Annotated in this window: 14 protein-coding genes; 6 read left to right on the top strand and 8 right to left on the bottom strand. The window is 66.9% G+C overall.

Features of this window, described 5'->3' with window-relative positions; translation table 11 throughout:
- Nucleotides 1-16: 16 nt before the first annotated feature.
- The gene (guaA, locus tag F623_RS0107545) at nt 17-1,594 is read left to right on the top strand and encodes a glutamine-hydrolyzing GMP synthase (RefSeq protein WP_018868439.1); all 1,578 of its coding nucleotides are present in this window, start codon (nt 17-19) and stop codon (nt 1,592-1,594) included.
- Between the two features lie 19 nt (nt 1,595-1,613).
- On the opposite strand, the gene F623_RS0107540 is transcribed toward guaA, so the two are convergent.
- Nucleotides 1,614-2,204: a BLUF domain-containing protein gene (locus F623_RS0107540; RefSeq protein WP_018868440.1), complete on the bottom strand. Its 591-nt coding sequence runs from the start codon at nt 2,202-2,204 to the stop codon at nt 1,614-1,616.
- A gap of 84 nt (nt 2,205-2,288) precedes the next feature.
- Nucleotides 2,289-3,140, bottom strand: a complete 852-nt coding sequence (locus tag F623_RS0107535) for an HDOD domain-containing protein (RefSeq protein WP_018861912.1) — start codon at nt 3,138-3,140, stop codon at nt 2,289-2,291.
- A 136-nt stretch (nt 3,141-3,276) separates the two neighbouring features.
- Here F623_RS0107535 and F623_RS0107530 point away from each other — a divergent pair, with 136 nt between their 5' ends.
- On the top strand, nt 3,277-3,867 hold the full coding sequence (locus F623_RS0107530; protein ID WP_018861911.1) for an RNA ligase partner protein: 591 nt from the start codon (nt 3,277-3,279) through the stop codon (nt 3,865-3,867).
- A 13-nt stretch (nt 3,868-3,880) separates the two neighbouring features.
- Here F623_RS0107530 and F623_RS0107525 read toward each other — a convergent pair whose 3' ends face one another.
- Genes F623_RS0107525 through F623_RS0107515 form a run of 3 tightly spaced genes read right to left on the bottom strand, consistent with a single transcriptional unit; the run spans nt 3,881 to nt 8,079 of the window.
- Nucleotides 3,881-4,981, bottom strand: a complete 1,101-nt coding sequence (locus F623_RS0107525) for an RNA ligase (protein ID WP_018868441.1) — start codon at nt 4,979-4,981, stop codon at nt 3,881-3,883.
- A complete protein-coding gene (locus F623_RS0107520; RefSeq protein WP_018868442.1) occupies nt 4,978-6,657 on the bottom strand; it encodes a Na/Pi cotransporter family protein in 1,680 nt (559 codons plus the stop codon). The genes F623_RS0107525 and F623_RS0107520 overlap by 4 nt, the downstream gene beginning before the upstream one ends.
- A 21-nt stretch (nt 6,658-6,678) precedes the next feature.
- The gene (locus tag F623_RS0107515; RefSeq protein ID WP_018868443.1) at nt 6,679-8,079 is read right to left on the bottom strand and encodes an MBL fold metallo-hydrolase RNA specificity domain-containing protein; all 1,401 of its coding nucleotides are present in this window, start codon (nt 8,077-8,079) and stop codon (nt 6,679-6,681) included.
- A gap of 481 nt (nt 8,080-8,560) precedes the next feature.
- Here F623_RS0107515 and F623_RS0107510 point away from each other — a divergent pair, with 481 nt between their 5' ends.
- Together F623_RS0107510 and F623_RS0107505 are read left to right on the top strand one after the other, a co-directional pair.
- Nucleotides 8,561-8,992, top strand: coding sequence for a YbhB/YbcL family Raf kinase inhibitor-like protein (locus F623_RS0107510; protein ID WP_018868444.1), 432 nt, complete (start codon nt 8,561-8,563; stop codon nt 8,990-8,992).
- Nucleotides 8,993-9,016: 24 nt separating this feature from the next.
- Complete coding sequence (locus F623_RS0107505; RefSeq protein WP_018868445.1) at nt 9,017-10,561, top strand: BCCT family transporter; 1,545 nt, start codon at nt 9,017-9,019, stop codon at nt 10,559-10,561.
- Between the two features lie 24 nt (nt 10,562-10,585).
- Here the strand turns inward: F623_RS0107505 and F623_RS0107500 are convergent, their stop codons facing one another.
- Genes F623_RS0107500 through lgt form a run of 3 tightly spaced genes read right to left on the bottom strand, consistent with a single transcriptional unit; the run spans nt 10,586 to nt 12,742 of the window.
- Nucleotides 10,586-11,077: a dihydrofolate reductase gene (locus F623_RS0107500; RefSeq protein WP_018868446.1), complete on the bottom strand. Its 492-nt coding sequence runs from the start codon at nt 11,075-11,077 to the stop codon at nt 10,586-10,588.
- A complete protein-coding gene (locus F623_RS0107495) occupies nt 11,077-11,895 on the bottom strand; it encodes a thymidylate synthase (RefSeq protein WP_018868447.1) in 819 nt (272 codons plus the stop codon). The genes F623_RS0107500 and F623_RS0107495 overlap by 1 nt, the downstream gene beginning before the upstream one ends.
- 1 nt (nt 11,896) lies before the next feature.
- On the bottom strand, nt 11,897-12,742 hold the full coding sequence (gene lgt / locus F623_RS0107490) for a prolipoprotein diacylglyceryl transferase (protein ID WP_018861903.1): 846 nt from the start codon (nt 12,740-12,742) through the stop codon (nt 11,897-11,899).
- Nucleotides 12,743-12,814: 72 nt separating this feature from the next.
- Here lgt and F623_RS0107485 point away from each other — a divergent pair, with 72 nt between their 5' ends.
- On the top strand, nt 12,815-14,848 hold the full coding sequence (locus F623_RS0107485; RefSeq protein WP_026279370.1) for a thioredoxin domain-containing protein: 2,034 nt from the start codon (nt 12,815-12,817) through the stop codon (nt 14,846-14,848).
- Between the two features lie 92 nt (nt 14,849-14,940).
- Complete coding sequence (locus tag F623_RS0107480) at nt 14,941-15,354, top strand: rhodanese-like domain-containing protein (RefSeq protein ID WP_018861901.1); 414 nt, start codon at nt 14,941-14,943, stop codon at nt 15,352-15,354.
- The last annotated feature ends 54 nt before the right edge of the window (nt 15,355-15,408 follow it).

Here is a 15,408-nt window from a genome sequence, read left to right as displayed (position 1 = left end):
TACAGCGGATGACGTCATGACCCAGGATCTTCACGCCCACCGCATTCTGGTGCTGGATTTCGGCTCCCAGTACACCCAGCTGATCGCCCGTCGCGTACGCGAGGCCGGGGTCTACTCCGAGGTGCACGCCTGGGACATGCCGGCGGCGGACATTCGCGCGTTCAACCCCACCGGTATCATTCTGTCCGGCGGCCCGGAGTCGGTGAATGTTGACCACCCGCCACGCGCCGAGGATGCGGTGTTCGAGCTGGGTTCGCCGGTGCTGGGAATCTGCTACGGCATGCAGACCATGGCCGCGCAGCTGGGTGGCCGAGTCGAGCCGTCCGAACGCCGCGAGTTTGGCTATGCCCAGGTGCGCGCCCGCGGCCATACGCCGCTGTTGCGCGACATCGAGGATCACACCACACCGGAGGGCTACGGCCTGCTGGACGTGTGGATGTCGCATGGCGACCACGTGACCGAACTGCCGGAGGGCTTTCGCCTGATGGCCTCCACCGATTCCGCGCCGATCGCCGGTATGGCCGACCCGGATCGCGGCTTCTACGGCGTGCAATTCCACCCCGAGGTCACGCACACGACCCAGGGCCAGCGCATCATCGAACGTTTCCTGCACGAGATATGTGGCTGCGAGGCACTGTGGACCGCCGACAACATCATCGACGACATGGCCGCGCGGGTGCGCGAACAGGTCGGGGACGACCACGTGGTGCTGGGTCTGTCCGGTGGGGTCGACTCCTCGGTGGTGGGCGCGCTGCTGCACAAGGCGATCGGCGATCAGCTGACCTGCGTGTTCGTGGATACCGGGTTGCTGCGCGAGGGCGAGGGCGACCACGTGATGGCGACCTTCGCCCGCCATATGGGCGTGAACGTGATCCGCGTCGATGCCGAGGACCGCTTCATGCGTGCGCTCGCTGGGGTCGAGGACCCGGAGGCCAAGCGCAAGGTCATCGGCGGGCTGTTCATCGACGTGTTCGACGAGGAGGCCGCGAAACTGAACAACGTGCAGTGGCTGGCCCAGGGCACGATCTACCCGGACGTGATCGAGTCAGCCGACTCCAAGACCGGCAAGGCGCATGTGATCAAGTCGCACCACAACGTGGGCGGGCTGCCGGAGAACATGAAGCTGGGACTGGTGGAGCCGCTGCGCGAACTGTTCAAGGACGAGGTGCGCAAGATCGGCGTGGAGCTGGGCCTGCCCACCGAGATGGTCTACCGCCATCCGTTCCCTGGGCCGGGTCTGGGCGTACGCATCCTCGGGGAAGTAAAGAAGGAATACGCCGATCTGCTGCGCCGGGCCGATGCGATCTTCATCGAGGAGCTGCGCAAGGCGGATCTGTACGACAAGACCTCGCAGGCATTTGCGGTATTCCTGCCGGTGAAGTCGGTCGGGGTAATGGGCGACGGCCGGCGCTACGACTACGTGGTCGCGCTGCGCGCGGTGGAGACCATCGATTTCATGACCGCGCGCTGGGCGCACCTGCCATACGACTTCCTCGACCACGTCTCGCGCCGCATCATCAACGAGATCCCCGGCATCTCGCGCGTGACCTACGACATCTCCGGCAAGCCTCCCGCCACCATCGAGTGGGAATAGCTGCTGCGGGGTGTCTAACTCAGGCCCCGGCCAGGAACAGATAGCCCGCCGTACCGGCGATGCCCGCGGCCACGGCGGCCGCAACCCAGCCCGTCAGGGCCAGCAGGCGCCGACGGTCGCCCTGAGGGGCAGTGTTCGTTGACGCTGTGCGTTCGCTGGTAGCGGGTGTGGCCTCCAGCTCGGTGTCACGGCCGCTGCGCAGGAGATCCAGCATCGCCTCGATCTGCTGGTCGTCGAAGCCGAAGGGATCAAACCGGCGCTGCCCGAATTGCTGCAGCAGGGCGCGTACCTCGCCGGCCGCGGGTACATACTTCATCGACCATTCTCCGAAGCCGGGATGTTCCAGCTCACGTTCGCGCAGTACGGTGATCTCTTCGTGGCGCGGGTCGCGCCGGATGCGCTCCAGGGCCGTGTAAACCGCTTCGGGTTCGCCCTCCAGACACTGGAAAAAGTGGCCATCGCCGTAATAGAGGGCACCGACGATACCCGCGTGCGGGTTGTTCTGACGCGATTGCAGCAAGATCCGCCCGACCTCGGGCTCGATGCCCAGGGCCTCATGCTCGTGGGGCGCGAAGGCCGCGCGGCTGACATACACCAGTTGGAGCGTCATCAGCGGAACATCCCTGGCAGGGTACTGTAAGAGAAGACCATCCGCGTGGTACTGCGTTCCGCAGGAAGCGGTGGTGCCTTGCCGCTATTCGATGATCTGGTTGACGTGTTCCAGCCCGATCGCGTCGTTTTCCCATTCCAGTTCGCGGCGAGGCGAACGCGGGGCTAGACGACGCAATGCGGCGACCCCCTCACGGTCGATGTGGGCCAGGTAGTGCCGAGTGCCGGCGTGGCTTTCGATGTTCGCGGCCTGCACGATGTCGCTGTAGCTGATGGGGGTTTCGGCCTCTGACTCGCGCTGGAGATTCTCGTGATCGGCGACCGCGCGGATGATGTCGGGCTCGAAATTCCAGTACTTCAGCATCGCGCGGCCGATCGCGACATGCGCAGCATCCGCCGCCGCCTGCAGGGCACGCGGGTCCTCGTAGATCTCCGGTGTCTTCTCCGCACGGCGCAGGATCGGGATCATGCCGATGTCGTGCACCAGGCCTGCGAGCAGGGCGGTGTCCGGGTCCAGATGGGGATGCCGGCGGGCCAGCAGGTAGCTGATGATCGCCACCTCCAGGCTGTGGTTCCACAACGCCTCCATGCGCTGCCGGATCATGTCGTTGCCGCTCTGAAACACCTCTTTCATCGACAGGGCGATGATGGTCTGGCGCGCACGTTCCATCCCCAGGCGGGTCACCGCGGAACGGATGGTTGCACAGCGACTTAGTCCCCGATAGGCGGGGCTGTTGGCATGGCGCACCAGCCGCGTGGCCAGCGCCGTATCACGAGAGATCAGGTTCACCAGATCGGCGATGGAACTGGAATCGTCCTGCACGATGAACAGCGCCTGCACGGAGATGTCCGGCAGCGTCGGGATATCGATCTGCTGACGTTCCAGATCCGAGCGCAGGCGCTCGAGGAATTTTTCCACTTCCGCGCGGGTAGCCAAGGGTTGTCCCTGTGGGCTGGGAGATCAGGCGCGATTATGCCACAGGGTGCCCCTGACGCCGATCGGACGGGTGTCCCTGGTTGACGGGTTTCCGCCCGCCGCCGATGATGGAGAAAGAACCCGACAGGAGGTCGTGATGCGCCGCTTTGTGCTGGATACCAGCGTGTTCACCAACCCGCATGTGGCGGGTCAGTTCGGTGCGGACCCGGAAGACATCCTGAGGACCTTTTTGCATTTGGCGCGGGACTGCCCGGCCGAGTTCTACATGCCGCTGTCGGTGTACGAGGAGTTTCGGGGCATGCGCGATCTCGAGGCCCTGGCTCCGGATTTCGAGACCGTGGTCTGGGTACGTTCTCCCCGCCGCTTCGCGCTGACGCTGCCGAGCGACATCCTCTACGAATTCATCGACGAGGTGCGCACGCGCATCGACCGCGGGCTCCGCATTGCCGAGGAGCACACCCGCCAGGCGGGTGCGGCCGACTCACTCCGACCGGAACTCATCACCCAGCTGCGCGAACGATTTCGCGAGGCCATGCGTAAGGGGCTGGTAGATTCGCGCGAGGATGTCGACGCCGTCCTGCTGGCCATGGAGCTGGATGCAGAACTCGCCAGCGCCGATGAGGGCATGCGCAAGCTGGGCAATCGCATGGGGATCAAGCTCGTCACGGCCGACTACCTGCGCCGGGTGATGGAGAACCTTTCGGACATGGAGCGCCCCGGCGCTTGACTCGGCGCCCGGGTCAGTCGTACTGGCGGTCACCGGCCAGGGCGGAGGCCAGTGTACCGGTGATGCGGTCGAACTGGCGCTCGAATTCCAGTACCCAGTATCCATCCTCCTGTCGCGGCGAATCGTCGGCAAAGCTCACGTGACGCCCGCCCGTGGTGCGCATGTGCTTCATGAAATGCAATGCGTTGGTATGTTCGCGAAAGCGGCAGCGATAGCGATGGCCGACATGCCCCTGTCGACGGTGCTGCGCGACCGCGCCATAGAGCCCTGACAAAAACGCCTGTCCCAGTGTCTGTTCGAGATCGGCATGATGCTGGTCCGGGTGCTCGGACAGGAAAATCGCCAGGCGTGTCAGGCGGTTGGTGAAGTATTCGGGCGGCAGATCCAGCAGCTGTTCTGCGCACACCCGGATATCGGAGACACAGGAACTCCCGGTGACATACTTGGCCCGGTGCTGCCCGTCCGCAGTCTTCAGCACCAGTCCCTCGGCACCTTCTTCGTCCAGTTGTTGAATCAACCGTCCGAGTGGCTTGGTGTCGCGTGGGGTGAACTGCCCGTGCAGCGGAGCCGGGGGCAGGGCGTGGTGCTCGATCAGGGAGAATTTCTCTGGCTGGGAAACGAAACCGGGTTGACCCAGGCGCATCAGATCGAACACGAACAAGCCCACATCGTGGGCGACCCGGGGTGTGGAGCCCTCCAGGTAGGGTGTATCCGGCCCGGCGATCTCCGCGCACAGGATCAGGTCGGGTTCGGCATCGAAGATCGCCGGGTCCATGAAATCCGTCACCCGGTCGCTGCTGAATGCGCAGACGTAGCCACCGCGGCTGAAGGCATAGACGCGTCCCTGCCAGCGCAGGATGCGCACGTTGAAGCCGTCGATCTTCTCCTCCGCCCAGAAGGGCTGGTCGAACTGGCGGGGAAGTCCGGCCTCCAGAGACTGAATGCGCCCGATCGACGGGTACCCGGGCACCACCGAGCCATCCGGCAGCACCACGGACCCGCGGGGGTAGTGATTTACCGGCTCCAGCAATCGGGCGTATTCCAGCCCGTCAAAGGTCAGAGCCTCGGCGCGGCGATTTGCGATGGCATCCTGCAGTGTTTCCTGCTCGATCATGCGTCCTCTTCCGTCAGGGTCTTCCGCAGGCCCCGTATCTGAGCCCTCAGGGCCTCGGTATGGCGACGCGCCTTGGCTGCCTGGGTGACCAGGCGCCGCGCCATGCTGATGATCCGCAGCTGGCGTTCCATCTCGGCCATGCTCAGCGAGCCAAAGGTTCCTTCGCGTAGCAGGGCGGCCTTCAGTTCGGCGTAGGTGGTTTCCACCGTGTCCACGGCCTCGGCGGCGGCCAGATCATGCCCGTTGTCGCCATCGTCCGCCTCCAGGTTGCACAGGTCCAGGGCGCGGATCGCCTGTTCCTGCCAGGCGCGGCGTTGTTCGGTCACGATCGGCCGCTCCTCGCCGCTGGACTGGCGACGCAGGTCGGCGATGTCGTCGGCCAGTATGGCGACCTCGCGGTGGTAGCGGGCGATGCGTACGGCCTCGGCGATGCCATGGCCGACCTGTTCCGGCATCGGGTGGTTGGCTGTGTTTGCCGCGAAGTCGGCGATGGCCTGGGTCAGCTGCTCCGCGGCCAGGCGCCGGCGGTCGAGGATGCCGGCCGCCGGCGGCGCGGTCTGCAGGGCCTCGCGTGCCATCGAGTGGCCGATGTCGGCCAGGCGTTCGGTCTCCTGGATCAGCGACTGCAGGGCAAGATCCGGTACCCCGGAACTGCTGCGGTCCAGATACCGGGGCCGGGCGATGTCTTCCTCGATGGTGCGAAAGCGAGTCTGCAGCCAGCGGATCATCGGCGGGGCGACCGGGATCATCAGCGCCACGCCGAGCAGGTTGAACGCGGTGTGGAACAGCGCCAGCAGCACCGCAGGGGCCGGGGCCTCGCCAGTGCTGCCCCAGATCCAGGCGATCGCCGCTAGGAACCAGGGCAGGATCAGCAGGGCGACGATCGCGGTCAGGCCGTTGAAGATCACATGGGCTGCGGCGACGCGCTTGGCGTTCGGGGTCGCACCGATCACCACCAGCAGCGCCTTGACCGTGGTGCCGAGGTTGGCGCCGATCACGGCCGCGGCGGCCGCTTCCAGCGGTACCGCGCCGCTCATCGCGGCGGTCAGGGCCATGGCCATGGAGGCCGAGGAGCTCTGCATCAGCACCGTCAGCAGCGCGCCGATCCCGACCATGATGACCAGCCCGAGGAAGCCGGGGCGGGCCAGCGCGCCCAGGTCGAAGGTGGCACTGAGCCCCTCGAAGGCCTCGCGCAGTACGTCGATGCCGAAGAACAGCAGGCCGAAGCCGGCCAGGGCCAGGCCTAGATAGCGCGGCCGCGCGGCCTTCATGAACAGGTAGAGCAGGGCGCCGATGCCGATCGCCGGCAGGGCGAAGGCCTCGATGCGGATGTTGAAGCCGATCAGCGCGACCAGCCAGCCGGTCATGGTGGTGCCGACGTTGGAGCCGAAGATCACCCAGACCGACTGTCCGAGCGTCAGCAGGCCGGCGTTGGCGAAGCCGATGGTGGCGACTGTGACCGCGCTGGAGGACTGCACCAGTGCGGTCACGCCCATGCCCGAGGCGAGGGCGCGCGGCCGGGTACGGGTCCACTGCCCGAGGATGTGCTGCAGCGCCTTGCCGCCGGCGGTCTTCAGGCCGTCGGTCAGCAGGGTCATGCCGAGCAGGAACAGCCCGAGACCGCCGAGGAAGCCGGCGATCAGGGCGTAGGTGCTGACGGCTTCGGCCTCCGGCATCGCGGCTGTGGGGGTGCGGGGTTACAGGGTGATGGTCTCGCCAAAGGCGGGTACATGCGCCTCGGCCCCCAGCTCGTCGCGCAGGCCTGCGGCCAGGGCCTCGCGCGCCTCCGGCTCGCCGTGGACCAGATGGAACACCGGCTGGTCCTGAAAGCCGCGTGCCCATTCGAGCAGCTGGCTGCGCCCGGCGTGGGCGGAAAAGCCGCCCAGGGTGTGGACCTTCGCGTTCACCGCGACCTCGTCGCCCAGCAGCTTGACCTTCTCGGCGCCGTCCACCAGACGCCGCCCGAGTGTACCGGAGGCCTGGAATCCGACGATCACCAGATGGGCCTCGCGCCGCCACAGGTTGTACTTCATGTGGTGACGGATGCGCCCGCCATTGCACATCCCGGAGCCGGCGATGATGATCGCGCCGCCGGTGATGCGGTTGATCGACATGGATTCTTCCACCGTGCGACAGACCTGCAGCCCGGGCAGGTAGGCAGCCGGATCCCCATTCGCGGCCTGGTGCAGCCGGTCCATGTCCTCCGGGTCCAGCGTCCGCCGCAGGCGGGTGTACAGCTCGGTGACCTTGATCGCCATCGGGCTGTCGAGGAAGACCTTCTGCTGCGGCAGGCGCCCGGCGTGGTGCAACATGCTCAGGTGGTAAAGGATCTCCTGGGTGCGGCCGACCGCGAAGGCCGGGATCAGCACGTTGCCGCCGCTCTCGTCGGCCTCGGCCAGCACCTGCGCGAACTCCTCGACCGTCTCCTCCATCGGGCGGTGGTCGCGGTCGCCGTAGGTGCTCTCCAGCAGCACATGGTCGGCGTGTTCCGGGCGCGCGGGCTCGTGCATCAGCACGGCGTCGTCATTGCCGAGATCGCCCGAGAACACCAGGTGCCGGTCGCGCCCGCCGGAGGGCACGATCAGGTCCACGATCGCGGAACCGAGGATGTGCCCGGCATCGCGGAAGGTCAGGCCGATCCCGCCCGCGATCTTGCGCGCCTGGCCGTAGGGCACGGCCTCGCACAGCCCGAGGGTGGTGGCGACATCATCGATGTCGTAGACCGGCTCCACCAGCGGCTTGTCCGCCCGCCGGCGCCACTTGTTCTCCCACTCGATGTCCTTGCTCATCACGAACGCGGCATCCTCGAGCATGATCTCGAGCAGCTCCTCGGTGCCCGGCGTGCAGTAGATCGGACCGCGGTAGCCGTCGCGTACCAGCTTGGGCAGGAGCCCCGAGTGATCCAGATGTCCGTGCGACAGGACCACCGCGTCGAGGCTTTCCGCCAGCTCCGCGAGCGAGGCGCGGTTCGCCTCGTCCGCATCGCTGTTGCCCTGGTGCATGCCGCATTCCAGCAAAATGCGGGCGTCGTCGGTCTCGAGGAGATAACGCGATCCGGTGACCTCGCCGGTCGCCCCCTGAAAGGTCAGTTGTGCCATGAGGAGAAGTGTACGCGGGACGCGGGTGCAATGGGCAGTCAAAACGTCCGGACTTGATCCCGATCAATCTGACCCCGGATTGTTGGGGTTAAGGAGACGCTGATTGAATCGCGCGTCCGCGCTCGAGTCGCTTTTGCGTGCGCACAAGGCGCGGTGACCGCCGTGCAGTCATTCTGCACAAGGGAGCCGCAACGCCGTGCGCGCGCCCGTTTTTTCATCAACAACGGGCGGCCGAGCCCCTTTGGGGTTGGTGCCCCCTGTTCCCCGATCCTGCGTTGCGCCGCTTGCAGGTAGAACCACTACCCGCTGCACGACGCGCCTTGTCTCGGAAAACAGGGGGCACCAACGCGGACGCGCGATTCAATCAGCGTCTCCTTGACGGCTTGACCCGCCCCCGGCCGCGGGCGAGCCTGTAACCGGGCCATGGAGGAGGGTGCGGGCCATGCGATTGAGCAGTCCGGCGTTTGCCGATGGAGAGCGGATGCCGATCGAGGTCTCGGCGCGGGATGCCAACGAGCTGCCCCAGCTGGAGATTCGCGATGTGCCGGCGGGCGCGCGCAGCCTCGCGCTGATTCTGGAGGATCTGGATTCGCCGCTGGGGGAGGTCACCCACTGGTTGGTCTGGAACCTGCCACCCGACACGCATTGCGTGGATGCCCTGCACCTGCCGCGCGAGGGGCGCGTGGGGATGGATGCCTTCGGCAAGGTCGGCTACCTCGGCCCGGTGCCGCCGGAGGGCTGTCATCACTACCGCTTCCGCCTGCTGGCGCTGGATGCCGAGCTGGACCTGGATGCGGGGGCGACCCGCAGCCAGTTCGATGCCTCGGCCGAGGGGCACGTACTGGACGAGGCGGATCTCACCGGGGCGCTGTGCTCCGCGGACGAGGACGCGGATCCCGATGATCCGGCCTGATCCCGCCCGCGGGGAGACCGCGGCATGAGCCACTATCGCCCGGAGGCCTTCTTCGCCACGGTGAACCCGACGGTGTTCACCGCCTCCGCGATCATGGTGGTGGTATTCGTCGCCTTCGGGGTGATCTTCCCGTCCACGGCCAGCGAGGTGTTCGCCTCCATCCACGGCTTCATCACCGAGTACCTCGGCTGGGGCTATCTGCTGGTGGTGACCTTCTTCCTCGGCTTTCTGATCTGGCTGGGCTTCAGCCGCTATGGCGTGATCCGGCTGGGGCAGCCGGACGACCGGCCGGAGTTCGGCTTCGCTGCCTGGTTCGCGATGCTGTTCTCCGCCGGCATGGGGATCGGGCTGGTCTTCTGGAGCGTGGCCGAGCCGATCCTGCACTACCAGCACCCGCCGACCGGCGATGGCGAGACCGACGCGGCCGCGCGCCAGGCGATGGTCTACACCTTCTTCCACTGGGGCCTGCACGCCTGGGCGGTGTACGTGGTACTGGGTCTGTCGGTGGCCTATTTCAGCTTCCGTCAACGCCTGCCGCTGACCATCCGCTCGATCTTCTATCCGCTGCTGGGAGACCGCATCTACGGTCCGATCGGGCATGTGATCGACATCCTCGCGGTGTTCGGCACCCTGTTCGGGCTGGCCACCTCGCTGGGGTTCGGGGCGATGCAGCTCAATACCGGGCTCAACGTGCTGGTCGACATGCCGGTCTCGCACTGGTGGCAGGTGGGCATCATCACCGTGATCACTGCGGTGGCGGTGCTGTCGGTGATCTCCGGGCTGGATCGCGGGCTGAAGTGGGTCAGCGTGTTCAACTTGGTGCTGGCGGTCAGCTTCATGCTGTTCGTGCTGATCGCCGGGCCCACGCTGTTCATCCTGCGCTTCTTCCTCGACTCCACCGGCGGCTATCTGCAGCAGATCATCCAGCTCAGCCTGCACACCGACGCCATTGGCGGCTCGCAGTGGCAGAAGGACTGGACCATGTTCTACTGGGCGTGGTGGATCGCCTGGTCGCCGTTCGTTGGCATCTTCATCGCGCGTATCTCGCGCGGGCGCACGATCCGCGAGTTCATCGTCGGCGTGCTCGCCCTGCCCAGCCTGTTCGTGTTCGCCTGGATGGCGATCTTCGGCGGCACCGCGCTGCACATGGAATTGTTCGACGACGGCGCGGGTATCGCAGCGGCGGTCGCCGAGGACACCACCGTGGCGCTGTACGCGACCCTCGCGCAGCTGCCCTGGACCACGATCGCCTCCGGCGTGGCGACCCTGCTGATCGCGACCTACTTCATCACCTCGTCGGCCTCCGGAACCTACGTGGTGGATGCGCTGATCTCGCGCGGTTCGAAGCACTCGCCGAAGCGCCAGCGGGTGATCTGGGGGATTACCGAGGGCGCGGTGGCCGCGACGCTGCTGATCGTCGGCGGCGAGCGCGCGCTGGACAGCCTGCAGACCGGTTCCCTGACCGCCGGGTTGCCGGTGGCGATCATCCTGGTGTTCTGCTGCTTCAGTCTGCTGCGCGCGCTGGGCCGCGAATACCGGGTCGAGGGCGTGGACCCGCCCTGGCGCTGATCCGGGTGAGGGGACGTACGGGCGTCAGCGGCGTTCCAGGCGCTCGAAGGTGAAGGAGCAGGCGTGGCGGTCGTCCGACTCGTGGCGTTCGGACCAGACGCGGTCCCAGTCATCGGGGTTGATGGCCGGGAACCAGGTGTCCCCGGCATGGGGTTCGTGCACGCGTGTCAGGTGCAGCACCGAGGCCCGGGGCAGGGCCTCGGCGAACAGCCCGGCACCGCCAATCACGAAGGCCGGACCCTCGGGGATGGAGGCCAGGGCGCTGTCCAGATCCGGATAGACCTCCACGCCGTCCGTCTGCCAGTCCGCCTGGCGCGTCAGTACCAGGTTGCGGCGTTTCGGCAGGGGGCGGCCGATGGACTCGAACGTGCGCCGTCCCATGATCATCGGGTGCCCGTTGGTCACGCGCTTGAAGTGCTGCAGGTCTTTCGGCAGATGCCAGGGCAGATCGTTGTCGCGCCCGATCACATGGTCCGGGTCCAGCGCGACGATCAGGTGAATCTCGGGTGTCGCCATCAGATCGCCACCGGCGCCTTGATCGGCGGGTGCGACTGGTAGTTGCGTACCTCGATGTCGTCGAAGGTGAAGGCGAACAGGTCGGTGACTTCGGGATTCAGGTGCAGGTTGGGCAGCGGCAGGGGGTCGCGGCCCAGCAGTTCGTTCACCTGCTGTTCGTGGTTGTGATACAGGTGGGCGTCGCCGAAGGTGTGTACGAAGTCGCCCGGTTCCAGGCCGGCCACCTGCGCCAGCATGTGCGTGAACAGGGCATAGCTGGCGATGTTGAATGGCACGCCCAGGAAGACATCGGCGCTGCGCTGGTAGAGCTGACAGGATAGCCTGCCGTCGGCGACGTAGAACTGGAACAGGGTGTGGCAGGGTGCCAGCGCCATGCGCCCGGCGTTCGCGTTCTCCTGTGGCGAGACGGACTCGTCCGGCAGGTCGGCCACGTTCCAGGCGCTGATGATGTGGCGCCGCGAGTAGGGGCGCTGCTTCAGGTTGTCCACCAGTTCGGCCAGCTGGTCGTGCCCGGCCCAGTTGCGCCACTGCGCCCCGTAGATCGGGCCCAGGTCGCCGTGCTCGGTGGCCCACTCGTCCCAGATGCGGACCTTGTGTTCCTTGAGATAGCCGATGTTCGTCTCGCCGCGGATGAACCACAACAACTCGTGGATCACCGAGCGCAGGTGCGTGCGCTTGGTGGTGACCAGCGGAAAGCCCGCAGCCAGGTCGAAGCGCATCTGGTAGCCGAACACCGAACGCGTGCCGGTGCCGGTACGGTCCGGGCGGTCGGTGCCGTGCTCGCGAATATGGCGGACGAGGTCGAGGTATTGCTGCATGTCAGGGGTTCTCGCTGGCCGGTCGGGATTCTGGCACGGCGTTCTTGCGTGACCAGAGGATCAGACCGATCCCGAACAGGATGACCGGCAGGCTCAGGACCTGGCCGAGTGTCAGCCAGTCGAAGGCCAGATAGCCGATATGTGCATCCGGCACGCGCACGAATTCGACCAGGAAGCGGAAGCCGCCGTAGAGCGTCAGGAACAGCCCGGAGACGAGCCCCGTGCGGCGCGGATGACGCGAGACGATCCACAGCACCACGAACAGCACCAGTCCTTCAAGGAACGCCTGGTAGAGCTGTGACGGGTGGCGTGGCACGTAGTCCGCGGCCGGGAAGATCATCGCCCAGGGCAGGTCGGTGGGCTTGCCCCACAGTTCGCCGTTGATCCAGTTGCCGATGCGCCCTGCGCCCAGGCCGATCGGCACCAGCGGGGCAATGAAATCTGTCAGCCGGAAGAAGCCCACCCCGAGACGGCGCGCATAAAGCCAGGCGGTCACCAGCACCCCGACCAGCCCGCCGTGGAAGGCCATGCCGCCCTCCCAGACGCGGAAAAGGCTGATCGGGTCGGCCAGCGTCGCATCCAGGTTGTAGAACAGGGCATAGCCCAGACGCCCGCCGATGATCACGCCGATCGCGCCCCAGAACAGCAGGTCGCCGACCTGTACCGGCTGCAGGGGCGCCCAGCCCTGTGTGCGCGCACGCCAGGCCCCCAGTGCCCAGAAGGCCACGAAGCCGATCAGGTACATCAGCCCGTACCAGTACAGGGTCAGTGGGCCCAGCGACAGGGCTACCGGATCGATAAACGGGTGCGTGGGCATGGTCGCTTGCGGATGGAAAATCGGCTGCACATGCTACCCGGCCTGGCCCTGGCTTGCACCTGTACCCGCCGGGGCGAATCCGATTTCCAGGGAGGTCGCGCGATGAACCGACTGGTTGGAGCCAGCAGCCCGTACCTGCTGCAGCATGCCGACAACCCGGTGGACTGGTACCCGTGGGGCGAGGAGGCGCTGCAGCGTGCCCGCCGCGAGGACAAGCCGATCCTGCTGTCGATCGGCTACTCCGCCTGTCACTGGTGTCACGTGATGGCGCACGAATCGTTCGAGGACCCGGCCACCGCCGAGGTGATGAACCGTCGCTTCATCAACATCAAGGTGGACCGCGAGGAGCGCCCGGACCTCGATCGCATCTACCAGAACGCCCACATGCTGCTGTCCCAGCGCCCGGGTGGCTGGCCACTGACGGTGTTCCTGACCCCCGACCAGGTGCCGTTCTTTGCCGGGACGTACTTTCCCAGTACGCCGCGTCACGGGCTTCCGTCGTTCGTCGACCTGATGAACCGGGTGGCCGATTTCCTCGCGGAGCACCCGGACGAGATCCAGCGCCAGAATGAATCCCTGCAGCAGGCGCTGGCACGCATCTACCGTCCGGCGGGCGGGGCGATCCCGGCGATCGCCGTGCTGGACAAGGCGCGCGCGGAACTCGCGCAGACCTTCGACGCGCAATTCGGGGGGTTCGGCGACGCACCCAAGTTCCCGCACCCGGCCAGCCTCGAATGGCTGGCCTGGCACGCCGCGCGCCACGATGATGCCGAGGCCGACCGCATGCTCGAGCGGACGCTCGCGGCGATGGCCGCCGGCGGGATCTTCGACCAGGTCGGCGGCGGCTTCTGCCGCTACTCGGTGGATGCGCGCTGGATGATCCCGCACTTCGAGAAGATGCTCTACGACAACGGGCCGCTGCTGGGCTTGTATGCCGAGCGTGCGGCCGCCGGTGACGACCGTGCACGGCGCGTGGCCGACCAGACGGTCGCCTGGCTGGAGCGCGAGATGCGCGACCCCTCCGGCGCGTTTTACTCCAGCCTCGATGCCGATTCCGAGGGTGAGGAAGGCCGCTTCTACGTCTGGGATCCGGAGACGGTCGAGGGCCTGCTGGCGGAGGACGAGTGGGCGGTTGCCAGCCGGGTATGGGGGCTGAACGGCCCGGCCAACTTCGAGGGTCGCTGGCACCTGCACGAGGTCGCGCCGATTGCGACCGTGGCCGATGCCCTGGGCATTGACGAGTCCGAGGCGGAAATGCGCCTTGGCCGTGCTCGCGAGCGCCTGCTGGCCGCGCGCGAGCAGCGCGTGCGGCCGCATCGCGACGACAAGATCCTGGGCGCCTGGAACGCGCTGATGATCACCGGGCTCGCCCGCGCGGCGCGCGCGCTCGAACGACCCGACTGGCTGGGACTCGCCCGCGCGGCGATGGATGCGGTGCGCGAACGGCTCTGGCGCGACGGCCGGCTGTTCGCCAGCTACCGCGAGGGGGCGACCAGTGAGCAGCCGCGCGCCTATCTGGACGACCATGCCCTGTTGCTGGAGGCCACGCTGGCGCTGCTGGAGGCCGAATGGGACAGCGACCTGCTCGGCTGGGCGACGACCCTGGCGGAGGCCCTGCTGGCCGACTTCGAGGATGCCGAGTACGGCGGCTTCTTCTACACCGCGCGTGATCACGAGGCGCTGATCCAGCGGCCCAAGGTCTACGCCGACGATGCGATGGCCGCCGGCAATGGCATTGCCGCGCAGGCCTTGCAGAAGCTCGGTTTCCTGCTGGCCGAGCCGCGCTATCTGGAGGCCGCCGAGCGCACGCTGGCCAACGCGGGGCCGATGATCGAGCAGGCCCCGCTGGGGCACATGAGCCTGCTGATCGCACTGGACATGCATCATCAGCCGCCGCCGCTGGTCGTGCTGCGCGGCAAGGCGGACGAGTTGCCGGCCTGGCAGCAGCGCCTGCGTTCACAGGGCCATCCGGCATGGGGCTTCGCCATCGCGGGCGAGGCCGACGACCTGCCGTCCGCCCTGGCGGAGAAGGTGCCGCCGGAGAGCGGCGTGTGCGCCTATCTCTGCCGCGGCCTGCACTGCGAGGCGCCGGTAACCGACCCCGCGGCGCTGGACAACGCGCTCTCACCGGGTTGAAACGCCTGGTCGCGCACCCACAGTAGAATGGGTCAGCCCCGCAAGCAGGCTCCCACAAAAACATCCAGATCATTGCAAAAGGGAAGGTTCGAATGAGCGAGAAGAAGTTGATGGATTTCGTCGCCGAGGCGCGCCAGCACGTCGAGGAGATCTCCCCGGAGGAGCTCTCCGAGAAGATGGAGGCCGGCGAGGACTGGCTGCTGGTGGACGTGCGCGAACCGTACGAATACGAAAAGGTCCATGTGCCGAACTCGCTCCTGATCCCGCGCGGCCTGCTGGAAGGCGCGGCGGACCCGAACACCCCGCATCGCATCGATGCGCTGGTCAACGCCCGCGAGAAGCCGGTGGCCGTGATGTGCGCCACGGGCGGACGTGCCGCGATGTCAGTGCAGCGCCTGCGCGAAATGGGCTTCGGCCAGGTCGTGAACGTGGCCGGCGGCATCAAGGGCTGGGAGGCCGAGGACCTGCCGGTGGAATCCGGCGTCTATACCGGCCAGCTCCCGTAAAGAACCCGTTGCGGCTGACCTGCATGGCCTGCTCGCAGGGGCGTGGTGGCTCTC

Origin of the sequence: Thioalkalivibrio sp. ALD1, assembly GCF_000381245.1 — a bacterium.
Lineage (GTDB): Bacteria > Pseudomonadota > Gammaproteobacteria > Ectothiorhodospirales > Ectothiorhodospiraceae > Thioalkalivibrio.
The sequence above is the reverse complement of the archived record's forward strand: the minus strand, read 5'-3'. Positions and strand labels throughout refer to the sequence as shown.